Annotated in this window: 2 protein-coding genes, 1 tRNA gene and 1 pseudogene; all 4 read left to right on the forward strand. The window is 40.5% G+C overall.

The genetic code is table 11. From position 1 onward, the window contains the following. Positions 1-603 (forward strand): annotated as a pseudogene (locus tag VLN09_RS11280) (RNA-guided endonuclease InsQ/TnpB family protein); the annotation flags it as partial. Positions 604-705: 102 nt separating this feature from the next. After that, entirely contained in the window at positions 706-1,512 is an 807-nt protein-coding gene (locus VLN09_RS11285) for a hypothetical protein (RefSeq protein WP_325246570.1), read from the forward strand. Positions 1,513-1,584: 72 nt separating this feature from the next. After that, positions 1,585-1,660, forward strand: a tRNA-Arg gene (locus tag VLN09_RS11290). Positions 1,661-1,834: 174 nt separating this feature from the next. After that, positions 1,835-2,026 (forward strand): integrase arm-type DNA-binding domain-containing protein (locus tag VLN09_RS11295; protein WP_325246572.1); only part of this gene is annotated, 192 nt, incomplete at its 3' end.

The following is a 2,026-nucleotide window of genomic DNA, read 5'->3' on the forward strand; positions in this document are numbered from 1 at the left end:
AGCTTTAAAGCCAATCAACTCAAAATTGCCAAGCTGCAACGTGGGTTGGCGAAAAAAGTAAAATTCAGTGAAAACTGGAAAAAGCAAAATCGTAAGATTCAAAAATTGCACCATCATATCGCCAATATTCGCCATGACTACTTGCATAAAGTCACCACCACAATCAGCAAAAGCCACGCCATGATTGCCTGTGAGGATTTGAAGGTCGCTAATATGTCAAAATCAGCCAGCGGTACGATGGAGAATAAAGGTCGTAATGTCAAAGCTAAGTCAGGATTAAACAAATCCATTTTAGATCAAGGCTGGGGCATGCTGGTCAATATGCTTGAGTACAAGCAGCAATGGCGTGGTGGGTTGCTAATCAAAATCAATCCACGATAAACTAGCCAAACCTGCTCTAAATGCAAGCATATCGCCAAAGAAAATAGACAAACTCAAGCAAACTTCGAGTGCGTCAAATGCGGGCATAAAGCGAACGCAGATTTTAATGCGGCTCGTAATATATTGGCGGCAGGACATGCCGTTTTGTCTGTGGAGGGAGGATGCAGTAAAGGTCGCCCGTTGAAACAGAAAACTGGTGACAACCGTGAGGATGTCACCTAAGAGCTTCGGCTTTTAGAATCCCCCCACTTGAGCCATGTGAAAGTGGGGGGAGTGTGTCAATTATATCATTGATTATATTAAACAAGATAAGAGCGATAACTTATGAAAGACTACAAGCTGCTATTGGCGGGGCTTATTATACTGCTGCTAGTAATTTTTATCGCCATCTTTACTTGGTTATGGACCAGCAACCGTAAAAACATGGATCCTTTGCCTATCATGTCAAATGAGAGTAAATCGACTGCCTCAGCGGAAGAAGATGGAGAGACTGTTGCCAAAAGCTCTTTACATATACAAGTAAAAGAGAGTCTGCAAGTACCTTTGAATGACGTTATTGCACGCTTCCAATTGCGCTACCCCAATGTAGAAATCATGACAAGTTATGTCGCTTCTGCTGCATTGTTGACTCTATCAAATAACAAAGCAGTTAATGAGGCATCTACCTTTATCGTAAATACAGATATTATTATTGCTGATGACAGCCTATCAGCAGAACGCCTAGCACCATTACAAGAAGAATTAAAAATAGCACAAGATAAGCAAAACCAGAGCAAGGTGAAAAAAGGCATGGTAGAAGATACTATCGATGCAGATAGTAGTGCCGAGGAAGTTGCTTCTAAAGGTGAAACCGATAACACAAATACTCTCAGTCTTATCTCTTTTAGTTATGCGTTAAAAGAGACGGAAAAAGTAGATGGTGTCATCTTAACCCAAAATCCTATTGCACTTAACTTTCGAAACTTTCTACTTTCAAGTACAGGGCAAGATATATTAAGTAAACATGATTATGAAAATATTGATGGTTATCAAAATGATATGGCAAACTTATTTAAGTCAAATGCGCCAGGCAAAAAAGCAACAGGCGAGCTGACAGTAGATGTCGCTGATGCTATCAGTATTGCTAAATAAAGATAAAATGCTCTATTTACTCGATATTAATTGATTTAATAAGTGCTTTTTTCTACAATAGCACTCTATTATGCGCCTATAGCTCAACAGGATAGAGCAGTTGCCTCCTAAGCGATCGATCGGGGTTCGAGTCCCTGTGGGCGCACCAACAAACATAACGATATAACACGATAAACCCTTGTAAGCCACGCGCTTCAAGGGTTTTTTATTGTTTAATACACGGTAGTCACCGATTAATAACGGTATCTGCTACTTGTACACGGTAAAAATAACGGTATCATAGACGGTATTAACCGATACCGTCAAACAGGATACCGTCAAAATGGCAATAATAATAAAAGCGCTGACCGACTCGCAAGTAAAACAAGCCAAACCAAAAGATAAGCCTTACAAGTTAGCTGATGGTGGACGCCTTTACCTATATGTTAGTACGCTTGGCGCCAAGTCATGGCGAATGGATTACGTTCGTCCTGTTAGTAAAAAGCGCGCCACCATAACTTTAGGGCTTTATCCT

It is taken from the genome of Psychrobacter sp. (genome assembly GCF_035469765.1).
Lineage (GTDB): Bacteria > Pseudomonadota > Gammaproteobacteria > Pseudomonadales > Moraxellaceae > Psychrobacter.